Here is a 22,419-nt window from a genome sequence, read left to right as displayed (position 1 = left end):
ATAAATACCATTGAAGTTATGGTATTCAGTAAACAAACCAAATACCAAACCTGCCCAATGAACCCAACTTCAAAGATACTTGAAACTTGTTATCCGACAAGTAGAACCAATTTGTTATCCGACAAGTCATCCAACACTGGAACTAAAGGCTTTAACCTAAAGTTAACGCCACCATTTTCAATGGGTGATTACCATCAAATGAAGGGAAGTCTTCATGGCAGTCTAACCACTGGTGGCTGACAACAGCACGTCCCTGTTTTTCGACACATTTGACCAAGCTATCAAACCAAGCCTGACGCTCAACTTTAGCGACATTGTTACAGCAGACGATGGTGCCACCTTTCTTGGTGGTTAACATGGCGGGTTTAAATAGACCTTGATAATCATTGATCAGATCCACCGTACCGAAGGCACTTTTGGCAAAACGTGGTGGGTCGAGGAAAACCAGATCAAACTGTGTGGATGTCATTTTAGGGTAAGCGGGCAGCTTTTGATTACGACGACCCGCGACTTTAAGTCCGGCGAGTTGGCGTAGTGCAGGGAAGGCATCGCTTTGGATAAACTGACAAACCTCAGACACACCATTAAGTTCAGCATTTTTGCGGCCAGCTTCTAAGGCGAACGATGAGAAATCGATATTGACCACACGTTTTGCTCCGCCAACAGCAGCGGCGGTGCCTATGCCACAGGTGTATGAGAACAGGTTGAGCACGGTTTTGTTGTGACTGTTGGCTTTGACGTATTCACGGCCGACACGCATATCTAAAAACAGCAGCGGATCTTGCCCTTCATGGCGAAGTTTAGAGGTGAATTTAATGCCATTTTCATGCATCACTAGCGATTGATTGGCGATGTCTTCGCTACAAACGTCAAGTTGGTTCATGACACGAGAGTTTTTATCGGAGCGATCGTTGTAGATAATCGGCAGGGCTTCGACTTGGGTTAACGCATCTCGAATCTCTGTTAGCTCTAGCTCACTGAGTGTTTGATGAAAAGTTTGTATTAACCACGCTTCACCGTACCTATCTATGTTTAGGCCATTTACACCTTCAACTGTGCCATGAAATACACGGTAACAATCTGTGTTGTTTGTCTTAGCTTGGGCAAGTAACGGGTGACGCTTTTCGAGAGCTGAAGCTAAAAATGTAGAGATAGACATGGTAAATAACTCGTTTAAATGGCTAATATTGATTGCAGGCCGTTGCCGCTGCGCAATGATAGCAAAATTACTCGCTAAAATCGGCGTTAAAATTGAGACTTACTGACAGATGAATAGTAGCAGTGAACAAGCAATTTAATGTTTATCTACATATGTCGATGATATTTAGCCAACAAGTTGTAGATGAAATTTTAAAAACACTCGCCGAGTCATAGTTACCTTTTCAGCGCTTTACGAGAGGAATGCTTCAGTGCTGGAAGTGCTTCAAGCGAACATAGCAATAGACCTGTCCAGATCAATGCGAAGCTAACCACTTTGACGTGATCGAAATGCTCGTTAAACAGCAGCACGGCTAAAAGGAAGTGCAAGCTAGGTTCGATATATTGCATTAGGCCTATCATAGACAAGCTGGTGGCTCTGATGGCTAGCGCAAAAAAGACCAAAGGCAATAAAGTCAGTGGTGCAGTGCCGATGTAGAGCAGGAGTACTGAGACTTCCCCGGATAACGCCGATGATATGGCGACACTTTGATCTGAACTCCATAGCCAGATCAGATAAGCCGTCGCAAAGGGCAATAGCCAGATGGCTTCGAGAGTGACTGAAGTCAGAGAATCGAAGCGGATAAACTTTTTACATAGGCCATATAGCGCAAAGAAGCCGCCCATGCTCAGTGCAAGCCAGGGCAGTTCCCCGTAGCTGTAGACCATATAACTGATGCCACAGCTTCCCAATACCACCGCCGCTTTCTGCGCTGCGGTTAATTTATCCCCCAGAAAAAGTACGCCGAGTCCGATAGCGAACAGAGGATTAATGAAAAACCCTAGGCTGGCGGCTAACACTTGTCCATGGGTGATAGCCCAAGTAAAGCTATACCAAGAGACACACATGATAAGCGATGCGAGTCCACACAGTACCACTGACTTTTTGTCAGATTTCAGCTGTGATATTGAAGGCATACGTCGCCCCAATAGAAGAAAAACCAGTGCCATAAAGGGGACTGAGAAAAGGATCCTAAAGGCCAGCAGTTCATTAATATTCGCATCGGGCAGGAATTGATAATACAGCGGCATTAAGCCCCATAACAAAAACGAGAAGGCTGCGAGTGCATTGCCCTTAAATGAAGAGCTGTTATGGCTTACTGACGAGGAGTGCATATGAAAGAACTTGAATTGATTTCGCTATTTAAGGGCGCGCATTCTCTCACTGAAAAGAGGATTAAAATGTGATGGTGATCACTCTACGGAGCCGCGAAGTGAATTATTTTTAACCGTTTAGTGTGCGAAAAGAAGAGGTGCTCCTTGAGTTGATTGAGGTCACTCAAGGAGCCATTTAGCGATGACATTGGTCTAGCTGGTGGTTTTGCCGTGTTGAGCAATCCAGCGATCGACATCGGCTTCGACAACACTCATAGGGCGAGCGCCAGGCAGTAATATCAGGTCATGGAATTGGCGGATATCAAACTGCTCACCCATAGCTTGTTTAGCCTTAGATCTGAGTTCGACCAATTTTAGCATTCCTAATTTGTAACCCAGTGCTTGTCCCGGCCAAGCGATGTAACGGTCGATGGCTGAGGTGACATTCGCTTGAGTCGCCCCCGTTGCTTGGGCAAAGTATTCAATGGCTTGCTGACGTGTCCATTTTTTATGGTGCAGTCCAGTATCGACGACCAATCGTGCTGCCCGATACGCTTCAGCTTTAAGGCGACCTAAGTTACCCCAAGGATCGTTCTCATACATGCCCATTTCAAAAGCGACTTGTTCTGAGTAGAGCGCCCAACCTTCAATATAGGCATTAAAGGACGCATTTTGACGCATCAACCCAATATCAGTTTGCAGCATATTGAGCGCTATCTGGAAGTGATGCCCAGGTACTGCCTCATGGTAGGTTAATGTTTTCAGGTCGAACTTAGCGATTGAGGTCATATCCTTCAGGTTAATAAGGTAAACACCATCGCGACTGCCATCAAGTGCTGGAGGTACGTAAGCGCCTCCAGCTGCACCAGCTTCGACCTCAACAGGAACGCGCTTAACCACAACCTTTTGTGGCGGCAAAGTTGAAAACAGTTGTGGGGCTTTTGCCATGACAAGTTCGATATCTCGACTTAGGTCACTGAGCAGTTGTGCACGGCCGTCATCGGAGTTCTCATAGAGGAAGCGGGGCTCATTATTCAATTGAATCATGCGCTCGCCAACAGTCCCTTCGCTGTAACCGTTTGCCTTTAAAATACTGTCCATTTCGGCGGTAATACGTGTGACTTCGGCGACGCCTATTTGATGGATCTCGTCGGCAGTAAGCGTTGAGTCGGCCAAATAAGTGATCCCATGCTGATAGAAATCGTCACCATTAGGTTGCGCCCATATGCCGACATTTTCAGGTGCTTTCTCCTGAAGCTCTCTCATTAGGCTATCGACTTCGCGGTAGGCTGGGTATATTTTCTGGGAAACAATATGACTTGCAGATTCAATGAAATCTAACTGTTGTTGCTTGTCTAATGATTCAATGGCATTTAGTTTCTCATTAAAACTGGTGACTAAAGTATGCTCGCTAGCTGGGCTGGCGACAAAGTTAGAGAGAAACTTTAACATGTTGGTGAATAATGGCTTAGGGAGTATCACGCCCTTTTCTGCATCATCTATAACCTTGGCTTTTACCTGATTAACCATGACCGCTAATGCCTCTAAGCGGGCAAGGTAATCCTGTGCTTCCTCAATATTGGTGACGCTCTGTTGGTCGCTTAAAATCACTGGTATGTCGATGAGCGGACCATTGATCTGGTTAACGATATAGGGAAGGTGACCCGCCCAAACATCGATGTACCCCGCGCCGAATGCTTTATCACCGGCGTAGTAGTTGGCGATAACCTGATTAACGGTGAGGTGGCGATTGTCATCATCTGAAAATGTATCGGTTGCGATATTGGCGAGTTGAGAGGCGATTAAGCTCATCTCCTTTTGCATTGCCTGCATGCCGTTTGTGGAGTAATCGGGTAGTCGACGTTGAAAATCTCCAGCGGTTTCTTTAGAGAGGTTTAAGGAGGTCGCTTGCGCAGGTTGCTTGCTCATGAACTCGTTGACGAACGCGTCTACTTTGGCATCTAGTACTATTTTGGGACTAGATTGAGTCGCTTGTACTGGTTTTTGTGGGCTAACTGAGTCTTGAGCTGTGGATGTGGTGTCATTGTCGTTCCCACAAGCCACAAGTGCCAAAAGGACACTCAAACCGATTACACTTTTCTTAAACATTGTTATTCTTCCATGTCAGTAGTTTGTTCTTTTTTTGTAAACTATACCCTGTTTCATTCGCTGAATGGGCTTATCCTTGGTTTAAGATTATGTTTTTAGCATTAGAGAGTATATTTAATCATAAGCAATCCTTTATTAGTGCAAGGTTGAAAGCATATTCGGTGGCACTAGGTTGAAAGTATATGAGGTTAACTTGGAAGAAGTGGCTTGGTGTATTCGATCTAGTTTGTAACAGAGCGTAAACCTGAACTTCCTTTTTGCGTCAGAGTCGATAGATTAGGGACTCTTACCTATTTTTATCACGTAGGTATTCACCAGAAGGGAGTTTGGCGTCAATGGTAAAAAGTACAGGAAAGCTAACTGATTTAGCATTTATATTGGTTAGCGGTGTCGGGCTAGCAGGTTATTCATTCAATGCTATGGCGGCGGGTGATAATCAAGATTTAGTGTTTACTGAACAGGTAATTCAAGCACCCTTTAAGCTGACTCATTCCTTACTTCCTGTTGATGTTTTGCCAGATGCAGGCAAGGAGTTATTGGCATTTGGCGTCGATGACAACCAACAGAAATGGCTGGGGGTATACACGTTAAATCCTACCTCTATGCAATACAGCTTAGCGAATAAATTCATGTTACCTGTGTCATTTCATACTTTTGATATTAGCGAAAATGAGGGGGGTAGGGATCAAGTCTATTTTCAGTCCAGCGAACATTTACTGCAGTTAGTGCCTACTGATAAATCCGCACCTTTTAAGAAAATCGCTGACATTACCCCGATGACACTTAAATCGCGGGCAGATTATATTAGTCGAGGGAACTTTGTCAGAGATCTTAATGGCGATAACCAGGCTGATGTTGTGATCACTAATTTTACGGATATTACCTTACTACTTGCACAAGAAGAGGGGGGATTTGTTGCTCAATCTTTACCTATTCAACCTTTCGTAAATGTTTATGAAAAGAGCGTTAATTACAGTGCATCTAAGCTATACCTGGCCGACATGAACCTTGATGGGCGAAAAGATATCGTAAAAATAGGGGAAGGAGCCTTAGAAAGTTACTACCAAACGAATGAAGGCAGTTTCTCGACAACAGCCAATTATCACCCGATGAGACAAGCGATAAGTGGGGTGGATTGGTGGCTTAAAAAAGATGCTTTTGGGGATAGTTTAGATCAAAGTTCATTGGTATATCGTAAGGTTGAGGAGATCAAAGATATTGATAATGATGGGATCACTGATCTTGTGCTTAGGTATACAAAAAGCTCTGGCGTGCTGGATAGAGTTAACGATTACGAGATATTTCTTGGTGAGAACAAAGAGGGGAAATTGGTCTTTCCGATTGAACCTAACAGTGTGATCCATGCTGAGGGGACGTTAACTGGATTTGAGTTTATCGATATTGATAACGATGAAAAACTAGAGGTGATGGTGTCAGGTTTTGATATCGGCCTTTCTCAAATTATTGGTGCGTTAATCTCTGGCAGCATAGATCAAGATGTCTATCTATTTAGAATGGATGAGAATAGACGTTTTAAAGAGAAGCCGAATATGTCTAAAGATGTGGAGCTTAGTTTTAGTCTAACATCGGGTGAGAGTGGTCAACCTGTGATTAAGCTGGCTGATTTTAATGGCGATAAGCGACAAGATCTGCTCTTGTCTGATGGGGATGATAACTTAGAGGTGTTCTTAGGTGAATCGAGTAGAACCTTAATCAGCAAGCGAGGAGAGAAGTTAAAGGTGAGTCTTCCTAAAGAGGGCGATATGCTGTCGATTGCTGATCTTAACGAGGACGGGAAAGATGATATTTTGATTAAATATGGTCGCCAAGATGACGAAACATTGTTAAATCAGTTTAAAGTGATCATGTCAGAGTAAGCTTGTGGGCAGTGTTATTGAGTTATAGCCATAGTTAACGATGGCTTTTGCTCATGATACTGCCGCTTTATCATGTGCAGTTATGCGCTATTTCCTCATCGCTCAGATGATCTTTCAACACTTAATGGACAATCTCATGACAACTCGGGAAATCGAGTTTGGCAATACAACCCGATTTACTCCCCGGTAATAAAGACAGTTTCCATGCATAACGATCGCAGATCGCATCGACAATAAGTAATCCCAAGCCATGACCATCTTTACTTTGCTCAGTGTCATTGAGTCCGCGTCCCTCATCGATGACTTGTATGCAGTTAGCTTGAACTTCTATTGTGATCACCCCTGAATCACTGGCGTTGATTGAATTTTGCAGTAAATTGCTCAGCAACATCCGCACCACGGCGATGTTGGGGTGGATCTTTGGCTCTGCGACAACAATGAGTTCAATCGTGATTGATTTTGAGTCTGCTAATGGTTGAAGATATTCAATCGTTTGCTCTATCTCTGCCCGCTGCAATATCCGACTAATGTGGCTGTCGTTTTCCCGTTCATGTTTAACTAGGCTTAATAGCGCTTCGATGGTGTGATTCATGTCTGTGGTGGCTTTGGCTATCCTTGTCCTTTGTCTGTTATTAAAGGTCGCGTTGCCTTCCAATTCAAGCAGTTTTGTCGCGCCTTGAATAATTGTTAGTGGGGTTCTTAATTCATGGCTAGCATATTTTGCAAATGCTTGCTCTTGGCGGATGAGTAATTCGTTTTGGGAGCGATAATAGTTAAGGCTAGAGGCCAGCTCTTTAAATTCAGTGACAGAGCTTGAGGACACGGTAAATGGGAGTCCTGCCTTGTCTGATTTAAGCTGTTTACTCAATTGTTTGATCGGGGTGATTAAGCGGCTTGTGAGTTTAGCGATCGCATAGCCAAATAGAATGAAAAGCAGGAACATGACCAGAATAGAGATGAGATTAATGTTGCGCCACTCGCTTTCTGAAAGCTCTGCTTGCTCTGCATCCATGATGAGCAGCAAAGGGATGATCTTGTCATGATGAAGATACTCGGTGCGGTAAATAAAGAGTTCATCCTTGCCGTCATGAGAGATCTCATCGAGGAAACCCAAAGGATAATTAGATAAATATTTGTACTTGCTGGGGAGCTCGTCAGGGTTGTTGTAAGCGGTGATATTGTTGGCAATGATTAGAGGCGGGGTTTCTCCTTTGATAAATTGCACCATTGCTGGGGTGGCACTCTGCTCTAGGATCCTTCTGTTTAATTCATCTTCTAGCCAGTAAAGTACTGTTTGGCTAAAAATAAATAATAACGCAGCAACAAGAATGGCTATTGAAGCAAAATAGACACTGAGTTTTTGTGTCAGTGTATTCGCGGATCGTTGGTCAGCGTTTATTAGCGGCATCGTTAGTCCTGCAGCTCTAGCTTAAAGCCTATTTTGGGAATAGTGACTAATATTGGTGCATCGAACGGCTTATCCACTTGGCTTCGTAACTGATACATATGACTGCGCAATATGTCATTACTGGGCGGCGTGTCGCCCCATAGTTCATCGATGATCTCTTCTCGTTTGACCAAGTTGGGTGCCCGTTTGATCAACATCTGCAAAATTTGATAGCCGATAGGAGTCAAGGCTATCTTGTGACCTGAGCGGTATAACTGATGCTCCGCGGTATTTAATTCCAAAGGACCATAGCGTAAAGAGCTGATAGCGACATTACCTCTGTGCCTATTCAGCAGTGCTGTCACACGGGCATTAAGCACATCAAGATCAAAAGGTTTAGCTAAATAGTCATCAGCACCGGATGAGAATCCACTGAGAAGATCGTTTTTATCGTCCAGTGCGGTCAACATGATGATGGGAGTGGCACAGCCTACTTCTCTGAGTTTTTTGGCTAAGGTTAACCCATCCATTTTAGGAAGCATGACATCTAAGATAATCACGTCGAAGCTTTCTTTTATCGCTAATTGATAACCCAACTCGCCATTGGTGGCAAAGTCGACGTCAGCGCCTTGTGCATCAAAGTAGTCCGCTAATATACCGGCAACATCAGCATTGTCTTCGATAACTAGCAGTTTTGTACGAGGCATTTGATTCTCAGGTTTATGCATTATATTAATCGGTATTATTACATGGTTCTGTGAACGTTTTGTCGAAATTCATGTGGTGTTTTATTCTTGATTGATCTGCCGCTGGTATGTGCGACAATGCTTCAGCCTTTAATGGTTGAACCATTTTCTATTCGTTATAAGTTGGTATTATCTGAACGGAATTAATTGCTTATTTCTGTTCTATGCTAGCTTGGAGTAAACATGAAAAACTTGAAAACCTCATTTGCTGTAAAAGCAATGTTAGCCTGTTCACTTGTCGCGCTGTCTGGCTGCCAAACAACCAATCCTTATAGTAATGAATCACAAAATGCCAAAGCGACCAACGGAGCGATCATTGGCGCTATCGCTGGTGCGGCGATTGGTGTTGTTTCATCAAGTAAAAGCGATCGAGGTAAAGGTGCATTGATTGGTGCCGCATCTGGTGCTGCGCTAGGTGGTGGTATCGGTTACTACATGGATACTCAAGAAGCTGAGTTAAGAAAACAGCTTCAATCGACGGGTGTGAGTGTTACCCGCAGTGGCGACAATATCGTATTGAATATGCCTAATGAGGTGACATTCGGTGTCGATCAGACCGATTTGAGTCCAGCGGCAAAGAATGTGCTGAACAGCGTGGCGCTTGTCGCTAAAGAATATGATAAGACACGATTAAATGTACTTGGTTACACAGATAGCTCAGGTTCTGAGTCTTACAATTTGAGGCTGTCTAAGGTTCGTGCTGTTGAAGTGGCCGATTATCTAGTGTCTCAAAAAGTGAAGTATGCCAGAGTAAAATCTAACGGTATGGGTGAAGCCCAACCTATTGCATCTAATGCGAATAAAGAAGGACGAGCACAGAATCGTCGTGTGGAAATTATTTTGAGTCCACTCTCTTAAAATAGATCATGTATTGTGATTATTAGAAGCTGCCTTATGGCAGCTTTTTTGTGTCTTGAAAATGCGACATTTTGTCTTCACCTGAATAAAAGCACGCGATCTGATTCTCACTTTACCAAAGTTCATCTCAGATGCACTTGTTGCCCTATGCGGGTTATGGCTTGATGTGGCCATAATTAAAGAGAGTAAGGTAAATGGAATGAATAGATGGATTGTTAGTTTGGTGCTGTTGTCACCTTTGATGTTAACCGCGGCGGAAATTGAGCAGCCAGGTACGATTGAACTCAGGGCGGCGGGAAGCTTGAAAAAGGCGATGAACGAGATTGTTGAATCTTATGCTCAACAAGGGGGAGAACAGATTCATGCTCAGTACGCACCTTCAGGGTTATTGCGTAAACGTATTGAAGCCGGAGAGAGGGTAGACCTTTATGCTTCTGCAAACATGAAACACCCCAACGCACTCAAACAGGCGAATAAAGGCGGACCCGTGGTGATGTTTGCTCGTAATAAGCTGTGCGCGATGGCGCAGCCAGAGATTGAGGTGTCTAGTTCAGATCTGCTTAATACCATACTCAACAATAAGATTCGGTTAGGCACGTCGACGCCTAAAGCTGATCCGGCGGGGGATTATGCGTGGAAGTTGTTTGCTAAGGCTGAGACCTTGGTACCGGGTGCTCAAGCACGTTTAGAGAGTAAGGCATTGCAACTGACCGGAGGCGCTGATTCAGCTCAAGCACCTAAAGGAAGAAACCCTTACGCTTGGGTGATGGAAAATAACCGAGCTGATATCTTTTTAACTTATTGCACTAATGCCGTATTGGCACAAAAAGAGCTGCCATCGTTGCAGATTCTGGCCATTCCAGACTCACTGTCAGTGGGGGCTAATTATGGGTTAATGGTGCTAGATAATGCTCAGGATGAGTCAGCTGAGTTAGCCATGTATATTTTGTCACACGAGGGGCAAACAATTTTGGCTAAGTATGGCTTCGATGCCCCGCTACTCTAAAATTGAAAAAAGGGAGCCGCTGGCTCCCTTTTAGCTTAGTAATCGTAATTTAATTAAGCAGGAATATGGTCGCTAAACCTAGGAAGGCAAACAGACCAATAATATCAGTGACCGTCGTGAGTACCATGCCACCTGCGAGAGCCGGATCGATTTTCATCTTTTTAAGCAGTAAAGGAATACAGGCGCCAGCAAGCCCTGCAACAGTCATGTTGATTAACATGGCGCCGCCAATGAGTGCGCCTAACGCAATATCATCTTTCCAGAGCCAGATAGCGATAAAGACAAGCACTGACCAGAGGATGCCGTTGAGGAAACCAATCGCCAACTCTTTACCGATAAGCCAGCGAGAGTTACTTTTACCTATCTGACCTAAGGCGAGACCACGTATCACCAAGGCTAAGGTTTGATTGCCTGCTACACCGCCCATACTTGGGACGATTGTCATCAAAATAGCAATGGTCGCGAACTGCTCGATTGTCCCTTCGAACATATTACTGACAGAAGCTGCTAATAATGCGGCAAATAGGTTGATGGTCAGCCAAAGTGAGCGCTGAAGCGTACTTTTTAAGACTGGACCGAAGGTATCTGCGTCATCATCCATACCTGCCATTCCCATCATGGAATGTTCGGCATTTTCCCTAATAACGTCAACCACATCATCGATGGTAATACGGCCAAGAAGTTGGTTGTCATCGCCGATAACCGGTGCGGATATCCAGTCATGTCGTTCAAACAGTTGAGCCACTTCGTTATCAGACATGCCGACAGGAATACCTTCTAGCTTGGCATCCATAATAGCTCGAATAGATGAATTAGGATCGCAAGTCAGCAGATCCGCAAGCTCTACACCACCGAGTAACCGATCATGTTTATCAACCACATATAAAGTGTCAGTGGCTTCAGGCAGTTTACCTCTGATCCTTAAATACCGTAGGATCACATCGATGTTAACATCGGGTCGTAGCGTGACAGTATCGGTATTCATGATACTGCCTGCGGTATCATCAGGATACGAGAGTGCTTGTTCAACTCTGACTCTGTCTTGACTGCTCATGGAGTTCAAAACTTGTTTAAACACACTGTCTGGCAGGCTACGTAAGATATACGCGAGGTCATCTGTGTCCATGCGGGCGGCTGCTTTTGCAACGCGCTCAGGACTCATCTGTTTTATCAGGTTATCTTTGAGTTCTTCACCTAGTTCATCGAGGATCTCACCGGTTTGATCTTGATCGATTAACTGCCATAAAACCTGACGTGTTCTGGGAGGGGACGATTCGAGAATAAAAGCAATGTCCGAGGCTGCCATATCATGGAGCATATTTCTGACATGGACAAACATGCCGCTACCTAGGGCTTGAGTGAGCTGATTTAATCGTTGATCGGTAAGCGCATTATCTAATACTTCAATTGGCATAGCCGGGCCCCTCTGAACTGTCTATATTTAGGGCTAAATACAGATTTACGGTGTTTTGCTGAGATCTTTAGTGGTGAGGTTTAGCTAGCTTCATCAAATTTGGCGTCAACTAGGGCACAAATAGCATCAAGTGCTGCTTTTGCGTCTTGACCTTCTCCGAGTAAGGTAATGGTTTTACCTATGCCGGTTTCTAACATTAATAAGCCTAATACACTCGCTGCAGAGGCTTTTTTATCACCTTGTATGATGGTGACTTGGGCATCGAACTCCGAGGCGAGTATTGCAAGTTTCGTTGCAGCACGGGCGTGGAGGCCAAGCTTATTACAGATGGTAACTTGGCGTTCGAGTTTAGTCATTGATTAATTCACGGTGGCGAGCTTGAACTGTATGTTTGCTTTGACTAAAGAGTTTAGCTAACTGCTCAGTGACGTAGACTGAACGATGCTGGCCGCCAGTACACCCAATAGCAATGGTGAGATAACTGCGATTGTTTCGCTCTAAATGCGGCAACCAGGTTTCTAATAGGTTCTCAATTTGCCAGATAAACTTATTAACCGTGGGCTGTTGGCTCAGGAAAAGTTGCACAGGTTCATCAAGGCCTGTCATCGGTCTGAGTTCCGGTTCCCAATGAGGATTGGGTAAGAATCTGACATCAAACATAAAGTCAGCTTCTGCGGGCATGCCATATTTGAACCCAAAAGATTCGAAGTTAATGACTAACTCTTTATCGACGCTGCCTAATAAGATCTCTCTGACTTGATTACTGAGATCGTAAATATTCAGGTTTGAGGTATCAATATAATGGTCGACAAGTTTAGAGACGGGCTCTAGTAGCACTCTTTCAAGATCTATCGCCTCTTTGAGTGAGGTTTTACTTCTTGATAGCGGGTGAAGACGACGGGTTTCACTGTAACGTTTGAGTAGAACTTCATCGCTTGAATTTAGGAAAAAACTCAATAGTTCAGTCCCTTCAGGCAGATGCGAAAGTTGTTTCTCTAACTCGGTCTCATGCATATTACGAACATCGACACTGATAGCGACAAGCTCTGTGCTGCCTTTGAGCTGCTCAAGTAATGTGTCCATCAGTGGTAGAGGTAAGTTGTCGACACAATAGTATCCTAGATCTTCTAATACCCGTAGGGCAACAGATTTCCCCGACCCGGATCGACCGGATACCATAACAAGTTTCATTGCGTTATCACCTGGTAAAGTTCTGACTCATCTTGTGTTTTTCGTAACTGCTTCAAAATTAGTTTGTCATTAAGCTTCTCTGCCATGGCAGATAAGGTGCTTAAGTGCTGCTCACATTGATCAGCTGGAACTAATAGTGCAAATAGTATATCTACCGGCTGTTTATCAATTGAGTCGAAAGGAATTGGCTCCTCGCACTTTATGAGTACTGCAACGGGTTGACTAATATTGGCTAACCTTCCATGTGGAATAGCTATGCCGTTACCTATACCTGTGCTGCCCATTTTCTCTCTGGCTAAAAGACTTTCAAAAATCTCTTGAGAGGAAAGGCTTGGGTACTGGACAGCGGCTAGATCGCTGATAAGTTCCAGTACCTTTTTCTTACTGCCCGGAGTGGCGCAAGTTGTACATTCCGGCTGCAGGATGGTGCTTAATTCCATTATTAGTGTTTTAGTTGCTTCTCTTTATGTTTAATTACCTGACGGTCGAGCTTGTCAATCAGGGAGTCGATTGCGGCATACATGTCAGTGCGTTCCGACATAGCAAAAACGTCACCACCTGCTAGGTGTAATTTCGCTTCTGCTATCTGCTGCATTTTCTGAACATTTAAAATAACGTGCACATTATTGATCTGATCGAAATGTCGTTCAAGCTTTGAAAACTTTTCTTCAACATATTGGCGAAGAGATGTTGTGATTTCGATATGATGACCTGTTACGTTAATTTGCATAGAAATACTCCTCCGGGTTCGATTGTGTTAATAAACACGTTCGTCGATTAGAGGTTTACATTGCATATTTAGGCATCAGACTCATGCCACAATGATTAACCTCAACACATAAATACCTACGTTTTCAACAATATTCTACAAGCTCTTTCTTTGGTTTGATGGTGGTATTAGCAAGGCTTCACGGTACTTGGCTATGGTTCGCCTTGCGACTTTAATGCCCTGTTCGGCTAAAAGTAGCGCCATCTTACTGTCACTTAACGGTTTCTGTTGGTTTTCTGCGGCGACAAGTTTTTTAATAAAAGCGCGAATTGCGGTTGATGAACATTCGCCACCGTCGTCGGTACCCACATGACTTGAGAAGAAATACTTCAGCTCAAATATGCCTCTTGGCGTGTGCATGTACTTTTGGGTGGTGACGCGTGAAATGGTCGATTCATGCATTTCGACCTCTTCAGCGATATCATTTAGCACCATAGGCTTCATCGCTTCTTCGCCGTATTCGAAGAAACCTTGCTGGAACTTAACAATGCAGTTCGACACCTTAAGTAGCGTATCACTTCGACTCTCTAAACTTTTGATAAACCATTTAGCTTCTTGCAAATGCCCACGAATAAACTGGCTGTCAGCTTGACTCTTAGTACTGCGAGCCATGGATGCATAATGTTGGTTTACATTAATTTTTGGCAAATAGTCTGGGTTGAGTTCAACTATCCAACGACCTTTTTTCTTGGTCACTGTGACATCGGGGATCACATATTCATCACGGTTTGGAGTAATGAGTAATCCTGGACGAGGGTTTAAAGTTTGGATCAACTCTATGGCTTGCTTTAACTCATCTTCTTTTAGTTTGGTTTTTCGCATTAAGAGGCGGAAGTCACGGCCGGCGATAAGATCCAAATGTTCTTTAATTAAGAGTCTGGCATTGTCAATATGAGGAGTGGTGTCTGCGTACTGTGCAAGCTGAATAAAGAGGCATTCACTGAGATCTCGGGAGGCAACGCCAATAGGATCAAAATGCTGGATGCGTTTGAGTACTGCTTCTACCTCATCAAGTTCAATTTCGGGATCGCCCATGGCTTCCAAGATATCGTCGGTATTTTGTGTGAGGTAACCACGCTCATCGATAGCATCAATAATGGCGGTGGCGATAGCGAGATCATTATCTGAAAATGGGGTTAAGTTTTTTTGCCACTCAAGGTGTTCGTATAAACCTTCGCTGGTTTCACCTTGGTAGGGGAGATCGTCGTCTCGCATGGCCCCTGAACTGGAATTTGGGCTTGCCGTATAGAGTTCGTCCCAGGTGGTATCCATAGGCAGATCTTCAGGCATTGAATCTTGTGCTAAGGCTTCGGACGTTTCCAGTGTCGAGTTATCTTTATCGGCAGAGGCTTCAGGTGAAGCACTAAAATCAGTTTCATCATTACTCTTGGGATTAGTCATCTCAGCTGTGACATCGACCTGCTCTTCATCCAATTCAAGTAGTGGATTGGAATCTAATGCTTGTTGGATCTCTTGTTGCAGTTCCAGTGACGAGAGCTGCAACAGGCGTATGGCCTGCTGGAGCTGGGGAGTCATGGTTAAGTGCTGACCCATTTTGAGCTGGAGTGACGCTTTCATGTACTGCTATTCCCTTCATTGTACTTATAAAATGAGAAAGCCTGCAGGAGTTATTTTTGGAAGTCTTTGCTTCCTAAATTCACTTCATTAGAATGACCAATAACGATATATCATATCTATTTTCTAGGGGGGGAATCTATTCCCTAAATTAACTATAGCTTGAATTGTTCACCTAAGTACACAGCTCGTACTTGCTGATTGTCTAAGATTTCCGCGGGTGTTCCTTCGGCAATTAGGTTTCCATGGCTTACGATATAAGCATGCTCACAAACGTCTAATGTTTCCCGCACGTTATGGTCAGTAATGAGCACACCTAGGCCTCGACTTTTTAACTGTAAGATAATTTTCTTAATGTCGATTACGGAGATAGGATCGACACCAGCAAAAGGCTCATCGAGTAGGATAAACTTAGGATTTGCGGCTAGGGCTCTAGCGATCTCTACGCGTCGACGTTCACCACCAGATAGCGACATACCTTGGCTATCTCGAATGTGAGTAATATGAAACTCTTCCAGTAGGTGCTCTAACTGCTCTTCCCGTTCATTGTTATCTAGCTCATCTCGGGTTTGCAGTACCGCCATGATATTGTCTCTGACCGACAATTTTCTGAAGATACTCGCTTCTTGTGGCAAGTATCCAATGCCTTTACGGGCACGCAAATGCATAGGATCGAGTGTCAGATCATCATCGTCGATAAAGATACGACCTTTATCGCTTTGCACTAAACCTACGACCATATAAAAAGTTGTGGTTTTTCCGGCACCATTAGGACCTAACAAGCCAACAATCTGGCCTGTTTTGACGGTTAAGCTGACGTCTTGTACTACAGCACGACTTTTATAGCTTTTGGCTAAATTTACCGCCTTTAATGTCAAAGAACTCATTTGATCTCCTGAGCTTTTAATGCAGGATCTTCTTGTGTCTTTGGCTGTTCATCTTGTACTTCAGACGGAGATTTTGAAGGCTCTGTCTTTGTGTCAGACTTACTATCTTCCTGATAATTTTCAGGTTGAATAATAGTGATAACACGATCATTACCTGAACTCTCAGCGATGAGTTGCTGTTTGGCGATGTTATAGCGTATTTGATCGCCAGTGACCTGACTACCGTCTTGCTCGAGTGTTGCATTGCCTTTCAAAATCAAAGTGCGCTTAGATAGCTCATAGAGGATCTCTTTTGCACTGGCACTCGCTAGACGACCATCTTCCATTATCTGTGAATAAGTCGCAGGGTTACCTGTTGCCACTAAAATTCGGCCACCGGCTCCCTCTTTGGTATAAGCTCTGAGCTTATCGGCGTTTATTTTTACAGAACCTTGAGTCACTTCAACTGGGCCATTAAAGATGATCTGGTTATTTTTAATATCGGCTTCTTGACTCGCAGCGGAAATTTTTACTTCTTGTTTTAAATCATCCACTTTTGCTAAGCTGTTAAAGCTGAACAGGCAGAGGAAAACTGTGATGATACCGGTATTATGCTTCATATATCCCTTCAGTTTGACTGAACATTTGTCAATGCTAATCATCTAGAACGCGTCTATTTATTGCCTAGATAATGCTAAATTAGTGTGTTGAATATGTGCCTTGTACTTGGCTGGTCAATTTAACGCTTTCAGCGTTGAGGTCGGCATACAAGCCAACCCCTTGAATAAGAAAATCGCTACCAGTAATGTAGATATCCTTATCTGACGTCATGATCATCGTATTGAGATCTAATTCGAGATAACTGGTTTCTATTGATTGAATCGGTTCTTGTGAGTCTATGGCCTTGATAATAACATTGTTCTCGAGTATCACTTTTCCCGAACCTTTATTCATGGTGCCCTTCGTCGATTGCAGCTGCCATTGTGCCTGACCTTGTTCAGGGTACACTAGATAGATAGGATCGGTGAAGTAAGTCATATTATCTTCTTCATAGTGTTCCATGTGTTTAGCACTCACACGGCTGTTCACCAAGCCAAGCTCATTATACTCAACACTTTTGAGGTTATCTGCAATGTAATCAGGGCGGGAACTAACATCAACGGTTAATTCTGTTTCTCCACGCTTAGATTGCACCTGCCAGTAGAGCGCTAGGGCTGTGCCAAAAAAGATGACAATGGCGAGGGTGACTCTATTCATATACTCATTCCATGAGCTGTCTCAAATTTATTTTGGCTAAGCAACAGTAAATCGGTTAATTCACGCAGGGCGCCATGGCCGCCTTTAATATGGGTGACAAAATCGGCACCTTGTTTTACATAAGGGTGGCCGTCAGCGACGCACACTGATAATCCCACTTGCTTCATCACGGGCAAGTCGACCATATCATCACCGATATAGGCGACCTCTTCAGGGCTTACCTGATATAGAGTCAGCAGTTCTTGATAAGGAACCAGTTTGTTATCGACACCTTGATAAATATGAGTGATCCCCAGTGCAGTCATGCGGTCTTCGACTATTTTTGACTTTCTACCCGTTATAATAGCCACTGGAATATTACTGGTGAGCAGAGATCTAACCCCATAACCGTCACGGGTGTGAAAGGTTTTTAGCTCATCGCCAGTATTACTCATATAGACTAAACCGTCGGAAAATACCCCATCAACGTCACAAATGAGCAGTTTGATTTTGCTGGCCTTCTGCCAAACATCATCCTCTATAGGGCCGTAAAAACCTTGGTGTGACATATTAAAGAATCTCCATTATCGCCATATCTAGCATATTCATTGCATCGATAAAGTCGCTTTGCCATTTTATTAAGCTGGCTTGTATTCGTAAAGAAAGAGCTAATGCTCTATTAAACTAGCTGCACTAAATCACGCCGGCCTTGACCATATCGAGCATGTTTAACGCCCCGATAGGATGCTGCTCAGCATCGATCACGATCAAGCCATTGATGTCTTTATCTTCCATCACTTTCAATGCTGCCGCCGCTAAGATATCAGCAGACACTGTGATACAGCCTTTAGACATTACATCACTGATAGAGGTTGTGCGCAGGTTAACTTCGCTATCGATAACACGCCTTAAATCACCATCGGTAAAGATGCCCACTAGCTTGTTATCACCATCGACAACCGCCGTCATACCTAGACTCTTTTTAGAGATCTCATAGAGGGCTTCTGTAATACAGATATCATGCTCAACTGAGGGCAACTCTTTGCCTTTATGCATGACATCACTCACCTTGAGCAGTAACTTTCGTCCTAAGCTTCCACCCGGATGGGAGAGGGCAAAATCATCTTTGGTGAAGCCTCTTGCTTGCAAAAGTGCAACTGCCAAAGCATCGCCCATGACTAATGTTGCTGTTGTGCTAGATGTAGGGGCTAAGCCTAGAGGGCAGGCTTCTTCTGGTACCTCTATACACAGATGCACCACAGATAACTTGGCCATGTTGGAGTCTGGGTTTCCAGTACAGGCGATAAATGGCAGTCCCATACGTTTAATGACCGGCATTAATGTGAGTATTTCATGGGCCTCACCTGAATTTGAGATGGCCAAGATAATATCATTTTCACTTAGCACACCTAGGTCACCATGGCTTGCTTCACCTGGGTGAACAAAGAAAGCGGGTGTTCCAGTGCTGGCCAATGTTGCCGAAATTTTATTGCCGATATGTCCTGATTTTCCCATGCCCATAACAATGACTTTGCCAGTGCAATTAAGGATGAGCTTACAGGCTTGGGAGAACTCATCAGAGTCGACATATTGGTATAGGTTATCGAGTGCATTACGCTCGATGTCGATAACATTTCTACCCCATTGGCGAAGTTGAGTTACATCTACCATCTTGATCTCTCTATTTGTTCAAGGCTATCTATGTTTAGGTTAAGCTTAATAAAATATGTCAGCTTATTTTACCAAAAATCGATTTAGTTAAACCTGAAACAGGACTAACTGATATGCGATAAAGGTGCAGAGTAATACCACACCATGCCAGCGCTTTAAGGATCTCGCTCGACCGCTTAACAATATAAATACTGCCAGCGCGCTGCTAGTTGCCAGCACCATGTAAAAGTCACGGGTACTGGCTGCTGCATCAACGACACCTGGGGCGATAATCCCCGGAATGGCCAATACAGCTAAAATATTAAATAGGTTTGAGCCTACAATATTGCCAATTGCCAGATCATCCTCTTTTTTGAGCACACCCGCAACACATGCGGCAAGTTCAGGAAGACTGGTACCGATGGCAATAATGGTTAACCCTATCACTAAGTCAGACAAATGGTAGGCTTTTGCGATACCAACGGCGCCCTGCACCATCCAATCTGCAGACAGAGGCAGAAGGACGATGCCGACAACTAACCACATTATGGCTTTGGATGTGGGCACACCTTTTGGCACCTCACTGTCGTCTTCATCATCTTGCACATGTTGTTTTTTATTGGTGACAGCATGCCAGATAAAGTAGCCCATCAGCATAAAGAAGAGTCCCAACAACATAAATCCTTCTATACGGGTCAGCATGCCATCATGCAGGAAGTAGCCTGCGATTGCGGTGGCAATGATCATTAGAGGGATTTCACGTTTTAAGGTTTGCGAGCTGACGGCGATGGCGCCCAGCAGTGCCGTGAGACCTAAAATTAGCGTGATATTTGCGACGTTAGATCCTAAAACATTTCCAATGGCTGTATCTGTCATTCCTTCCATTGAAGCGGTCGCTGCGACGAACATTTCAGGCGCTGAACTGCCCATGGCGACAATGGTTAATCCGATTAACATAGGAGGAAGACCAAGATTTCTTGCAAAAGCAGCAGCACCGTAGACGAATTTGTCAGCGCTCCAAACTAGCGCGATTAATCCAGCGATAAGCATGAAAATATTAAATAGCATCAATTAACTTCAGTAAAAGAGTCAGATGCACATTTTCGCTGGAATTGAGCAAAATTGAAAGTATTGCGACAAGATAGTGTTGATTCAGTTGTGCCTAATAGGTCAATTACGTACAATTTGTCTCTTTTTCTTTCGTTAGGCTGTTGAATTGGACAGTTAACTCACTTTAAGTGGAATGGAGACATGATGGAGCACAAGGTGATAACTGAGCCAAAACCATTGGTTGAAATCCACAATTTGAGTTTTAGCCGTGGTGAACATGTAATTTTTGATGACGTTAGCCTGTCTATTCCTAGAGGGAAGGTCACGGCTATTATGGGTCCCAGTGGCATCGGAAAAACCACTTTGCTTAAGTTAATGGGCGGGCAACTGACACCCGATACCGGCAAAGTGTTATTTGATGATGTCGATGTGAATAAGTGTCGCCGAGAAGAGTTGTTCGAATTGCGTAAGCGCATGAGCATGCTGTTCCAAAGTGGGGCACTTTTTACTGACATGAACGTGTTCGATAATGTCGCATTTGCCTTGCGGGAACATTCAGGTCTACCGGAAATGATTATTAAGCGTATTGTCTTAATGAAGCTTGAGGCGGTGGGCTTGCGCGGTGCAGCAAAGATGATGCCTAATGAACTCTCTGGTGGCATGCAGCGCAGAGTTGCATTAGCAAGGGCTATTGCTCTTGAACCTGAAATGGTGATGTACGATGAACCTTTTGCAGGGCAAGATCCTATCTCAATGGGGGTTTTAGTTAAGCTAATTCGTGAGCTGTCTGATGCATTACAACTGACCTCAGTCGTGATATCACACGATGTGCAGGAGGTGCTCAGCATTGCTGATTATGTGTATGTGATGGCTGATAAACGGGTGATAGCCCAGGGAACACCTGCTGAGCTGAAAGCGTCTGAAATTGAGCAGTTAAAGCAGTTTATTGGTGGCGAGCCTGATGGGCCTGTGCCTTTTCATTTTCCAGCTCAAGATTATCAAAAGGATTTGCTTGGATAAGATGATGATATTGAATCTATGTTCAGCCACATTCAGGCAATGCCCTGTGTGGGGTAAAAAATGAGTTTGCTAGATAAAGTCGCAAACTTGGGGCGGTCGGGCATTGAACTGATCATGGGCCTTGGCCGTGCAGGTTTAATGTTATGGGGAGCCATTGCCCGTAAACCAAGAGCAAAAGATTTCTCTTTGTTCGTTAAGCAATTATACGTTGTTGGCGTGCAATCTATGGTGCTGATATTTGTCTCAGGGCTTTTTATCGGCATGGTTCTGGCATTACAAGGGTATAATATTCTTGTTGGCTTCGGTACTGAAGAGAGCTTAGGACCTATGGTTGCGCTCAGTTTGCTTCGCGAACTAGGACCGGTGGTGACGGCACTTTTATTTGCGGGACGCGCGGGCTCTGCACTCACCGCCGAAATTGGTTTGATGAAAAGTACTGAGCAGCTGTCTAGTTTAGAGATGATGGCCATTGATCCGCTAAGACAGATCATTGCACCGCGTTTTTGGGCTGGTGTGGTGAGTTTACCCTTGCTAGCACTTATCTTCACTGCGGTGGGGATATATGGCGGGCATATTGTCGGGGTTGAATGGAAGGGCATAGATAGTGGCAGTTTCTGGTCTATTTTGCAGGCATCAGTTGAGTGGCGACAAGATATCGTCAACTGTTTAATTAAGAGTATCGTATTTGCTGTCGTAGTCACTTGGATTGCCCTGTATCGTGGCTATCAAGTGATACCAAACCCTGAGGGGATAAGCAAAGCAACGACGCAAACGGTTGTACAGTCTAGTTTGGCTGTGTTGGCGTTGGACTTCTTGCTTACAGCACTGATGTTTGGTCGTTAATGGATGAACATGAGTATCAGCACGATGGTATTCAAACATAGAGTGGAAATAAAAGTATGTTGACGCGTAAAATCGAATTATTGGTGGGCTTGTTTATTTTATCAGGCTTAGCTGCATTTTTAGTCTTGGTGTTTAATGTTGCGAATGTCGAAGTTAAATCGAATAGCAGTAATTACACTCTATACGCAAAATTCAGTAATATTGGCGGGCTGAAGGTGCGTTCACCGGTAAAAGTGGGTGGCGTTGTTGTGGGGCGAGTGAGTGAGATAACCCTTGATCCTGCTGAGCTAGTCCCTGTGGTTAAACTTGCTATGGATAAGCAGTTTAATCAGTTTCCTGAAACCAGTAGTCTTTCAATTTTGACATCAGGTTTATTAGGGGAACAGTTTTTAGGCCTTACTCCTGGCTTTATCGACGACGATATCGCCATGCTAGTCGATGGTGACCGCATCGATGATACTCACTCTGCACTTGTGTTAGAGGAGTTGATTGGCCAATTTTTATATAGTGCATCATCAAAGGATTAATGA

The 22,419-nt window shown here is 44.1% G+C and carries 23 protein-coding genes; 6 read left to right on the top strand and 17 right to left on the bottom strand.

The genetic code is table 11. The annotated features are described in order from the left end of the window. Window positions 1–151: 151 nt before the first annotated feature. From FN961_RS02585 to FN961_RS02575, 3 genes are all read right to left on the bottom strand, one after another. Window positions 152–1,159 carry a class I SAM-dependent rRNA methyltransferase gene (locus FN961_RS02585; RefSeq protein WP_143562980.1) on the bottom strand — a complete coding sequence of 336 codons (1,008 nt, stop codon included), beginning with the start codon at window positions 1,157–1,159 and terminating at the stop codon, window positions 152–154. A gap of 215 nt (window positions 1,160–1,374) precedes the next feature. Further along, entirely contained in the window at window positions 1,375–2,313 is a 939-nt protein-coding gene (gene rarD, locus FN961_RS02580) for an EamA family transporter RarD (protein WP_143562979.1), read from the bottom strand. A gap of 192 nt (window positions 2,314–2,505) precedes the next feature. Beyond that, complete coding sequence (locus FN961_RS02575) at window positions 2,506–4,401, bottom strand: DUF885 domain-containing protein (protein ID WP_143562978.1); 1,896 nt, start codon at window positions 4,399–4,401, stop codon at window positions 2,506–2,508. Between the two features lie 335 nt (window positions 4,402–4,736). On the opposite strand from FN961_RS02575, the gene FN961_RS02570 reads away from it, so the two are divergent. Continuing rightward, window positions 4,737–6,278 carry an FG-GAP repeat domain-containing protein gene (locus tag FN961_RS02570; protein ID WP_143562977.1) on the top strand — a complete coding sequence of 514 codons (1,542 nt, stop codon included), beginning with the start codon at window positions 4,737–4,739 and terminating at the stop codon, window positions 6,276–6,278. A 121-nt stretch (window positions 6,279–6,399) separates the two neighbouring features. Here FN961_RS02570 and FN961_RS02565 read toward each other — a convergent pair whose 3' ends face one another. Both FN961_RS02565 and FN961_RS02560 read right to left on the bottom strand, forming a co-directional pair. Then, complete coding sequence (locus tag FN961_RS02565; protein ID WP_143562976.1) at window positions 6,400–7,686, bottom strand: sensor histidine kinase; 1,287 nt, start codon at window positions 7,684–7,686, stop codon at window positions 6,400–6,402. Between the two features lie 2 nt (window positions 7,687–7,688). After that, a complete protein-coding gene (locus FN961_RS02560) occupies window positions 7,689–8,372 on the bottom strand; it encodes a response regulator transcription factor (protein ID WP_143562975.1) in 684 nt (227 codons plus the stop codon). 222 nt (window positions 8,373–8,594) lie between these two features. Between FN961_RS02560 and FN961_RS02555 the strand changes: the two genes are divergently transcribed. Next, window positions 8,595–9,269, top strand: coding sequence for a YiaD family glycine zipper/OmpA-like lipoprotein (locus FN961_RS02555; RefSeq protein WP_143562974.1), 675 nt, complete (start codon window positions 8,595–8,597; stop codon window positions 9,267–9,269). 199 nt (window positions 9,270–9,468) lie between these two features. Continuing rightward, window positions 9,469–10,275, top strand: a complete 807-nt coding sequence (locus FN961_RS02550) for a molybdate ABC transporter substrate-binding protein (protein WP_143562973.1) — start codon at window positions 9,469–9,471, stop codon at window positions 10,273–10,275. A 49-nt stretch (window positions 10,276–10,324) separates the two neighbouring features. Here FN961_RS02550 and mgtE read toward each other — a convergent pair whose 3' ends face one another. From mgtE to FN961_RS02490, 12 genes are all read right to left on the bottom strand, one after another. Next, window positions 10,325–11,689: a magnesium transporter gene (gene mgtE, locus FN961_RS02545; RefSeq protein WP_143562972.1), complete on the bottom strand. Its 1,365-nt coding sequence runs from the start codon at window positions 11,687–11,689 to the stop codon at window positions 10,325–10,327. An 80-nt stretch (window positions 11,690–11,769) separates the two neighbouring features. After that, the gene (locus FN961_RS02540; protein WP_143562971.1) at window positions 11,770–12,045 is read right to left on the bottom strand and encodes an HPr family phosphocarrier protein; all 276 of its coding nucleotides are present in this window, start codon (window positions 12,043–12,045) and stop codon (window positions 11,770–11,772) included. After that, complete coding sequence (rapZ, locus tag FN961_RS02535) at window positions 12,038–12,880, bottom strand: RNase adapter RapZ (protein ID WP_143562970.1); 843 nt, start codon at window positions 12,878–12,880, stop codon at window positions 12,038–12,040. The genes FN961_RS02540 and rapZ overlap by 8 nt, the downstream gene beginning before the upstream one ends. After that, entirely contained in the window at window positions 12,877–13,320 is a 444-nt protein-coding gene (gene ptsN / locus FN961_RS02530) for a PTS IIA-like nitrogen regulatory protein PtsN (protein WP_143562969.1), read from the bottom strand. Before ptsN ends, rapZ begins: the two co-directional genes overlap by 4 nt. A gap of 2 nt (window positions 13,321–13,322) precedes the next feature. Further along, entirely contained in the window at window positions 13,323–13,610 is a 288-nt protein-coding gene (hpf, locus tag FN961_RS02525) for a ribosome hibernation promoting factor (RefSeq protein WP_143562968.1), read from the bottom strand. A gap of 135 nt (window positions 13,611–13,745) precedes the next feature. Continuing rightward, window positions 13,746–15,227, bottom strand: coding sequence for an RNA polymerase factor sigma-54 (locus tag FN961_RS02520; RefSeq protein ID WP_143562967.1), 1,482 nt, complete (start codon window positions 15,225–15,227; stop codon window positions 13,746–13,748). 152 nt (window positions 15,228–15,379) lie between these two features. After that, complete coding sequence (gene lptB / locus FN961_RS02515; RefSeq protein ID WP_143562966.1) at window positions 15,380–16,111, bottom strand: LPS export ABC transporter ATP-binding protein; 732 nt, start codon at window positions 16,109–16,111, stop codon at window positions 15,380–15,382. Next, the gene (gene lptA, locus FN961_RS02510) at window positions 16,108–16,710 is read right to left on the bottom strand and encodes a lipopolysaccharide transport periplasmic protein LptA (RefSeq protein WP_143562965.1); all 603 of its coding nucleotides are present in this window, start codon (window positions 16,708–16,710) and stop codon (window positions 16,108–16,110) included. The genes lptB and lptA overlap by 4 nt, the downstream gene beginning before the upstream one ends. Window positions 16,711–16,789: 79 nt before the next feature. Further along, window positions 16,790–17,347 carry an LPS export ABC transporter periplasmic protein LptC gene (gene lptC, locus FN961_RS02505; RefSeq protein WP_143562964.1) on the bottom strand — a complete coding sequence of 186 codons (558 nt, stop codon included), beginning with the start codon at window positions 17,345–17,347 and terminating at the stop codon, window positions 16,790–16,792. After that, complete coding sequence (gene kdsC / locus FN961_RS02500) at window positions 17,344–17,895, bottom strand: 3-deoxy-manno-octulosonate-8-phosphatase KdsC (protein WP_143562963.1); 552 nt, start codon at window positions 17,893–17,895, stop codon at window positions 17,344–17,346. The genes lptC and kdsC overlap by 4 nt, the downstream gene beginning before the upstream one ends. Before the next feature lie 124 nt (window positions 17,896–18,019). Then, window positions 18,020–18,997, bottom strand: a complete 978-nt coding sequence (locus tag FN961_RS02495) for a KpsF/GutQ family sugar-phosphate isomerase (protein WP_143562962.1) — start codon at window positions 18,995–18,997, stop codon at window positions 18,020–18,022. An 87-nt stretch (window positions 18,998–19,084) separates the two neighbouring features. After that, on the bottom strand, window positions 19,085–20,044 hold the full coding sequence (locus tag FN961_RS02490) for a calcium/sodium antiporter (RefSeq protein WP_143562961.1): 960 nt from the start codon (window positions 20,042–20,044) through the stop codon (window positions 19,085–19,087). A 186-nt stretch (window positions 20,045–20,230) separates the two neighbouring features. Here FN961_RS02490 and FN961_RS02485 point away from each other — a divergent pair, with 186 nt between their 5' ends. Genes FN961_RS02485 through mlaD form a run of 3 tightly spaced genes read left to right on the top strand, consistent with a single transcriptional unit; the run spans window position 20,231 to window position 22,416 of the window. Beyond that, window positions 20,231–21,046, top strand: a complete 816-nt coding sequence (locus FN961_RS02485; protein WP_143563138.1) for an ATP-binding cassette domain-containing protein — start codon at window positions 20,231–20,233, stop codon at window positions 21,044–21,046. Window positions 21,047–21,106: 60 nt separating this feature from the next. Next, on the top strand, window positions 21,107–21,889 hold the full coding sequence (mlaE, locus tag FN961_RS02480; RefSeq protein ID WP_143562960.1) for a lipid asymmetry maintenance ABC transporter permease subunit MlaE: 783 nt from the start codon (window positions 21,107–21,109) through the stop codon (window positions 21,887–21,889). A 56-nt stretch (window positions 21,890–21,945) separates the two neighbouring features. After that, complete coding sequence (gene mlaD / locus FN961_RS02475; RefSeq protein WP_143562959.1) at window positions 21,946–22,416, top strand: outer membrane lipid asymmetry maintenance protein MlaD; 471 nt, start codon at window positions 21,946–21,948, stop codon at window positions 22,414–22,416. The last annotated feature ends 3 nt before the right edge of the window (window positions 22,417–22,419 follow it).

Source organism: Shewanella hanedai, assembly GCF_007197645.1.
GTDB lineage: Bacteria > Pseudomonadota > Gammaproteobacteria > Enterobacterales > Shewanellaceae > Shewanella > Shewanella hanedai.
This window is presented reverse-complemented; position numbering and strand designations above follow the sequence as displayed.